Origin of the sequence: Xanthomonas sp. SHU 199 (assembly GCF_000364665.1) — a bacterium.
GTDB lineage: Bacteria > Pseudomonadota > Gammaproteobacteria > Xanthomonadales > Xanthomonadaceae > Xanthomonas_A > Xanthomonas_A sontii.
Genome location: NZ_AQOI01000675.1, coordinates 1 through 328, shown reverse-complemented (window position 1 = coordinate 328; position 328 = coordinate 1). Strand labels below are relative to the sequence as shown.

The 328-nt window shown below is 74.4% G+C and carries 1 protein-coding gene; it reads right to left on the bottom strand.

Annotated elements, in window-relative coordinates:
- Window positions 1–143 precede the first annotated feature (143 nt).
- Window positions 144–328 (bottom strand): thiamine phosphate synthase (locus tag D183_RS25320; protein WP_039728764.1); only part of this gene is annotated, 185 nt, incomplete at its 5' end.

The window sequence follows — 328 nt, the reverse complement described above, 5'->3', positions numbered from 1 at the left end:
GGGTTGGGGTGAGGGTCCGGCGCGCAGCGACGCGCGGTGTTTGGGTGCACGAGGCTGCGCTCGCACCCTCATCCGCCCCTGCGGGGCACCTTCCCCCGAAAAGGGGGCCATGGAACCGAGGGGAGAAGGGAAGCGCTCGCGCCTCAGTCGAAACAGGCGCGGTACGCGGCCAGTGCCGCGCGCGGATCGGGCGCATCGAACACGCCGCTGATCACCGCCAGCAGATCGGCGCCGGCCGCCACCAGCGGCCGCGCGTTGTCCGGCGTGAGGCCGCCGATCGCCACGCGCGGCAGGCCCAGCGCTGCCGCATCCCGCAGCAGTTCGGGCG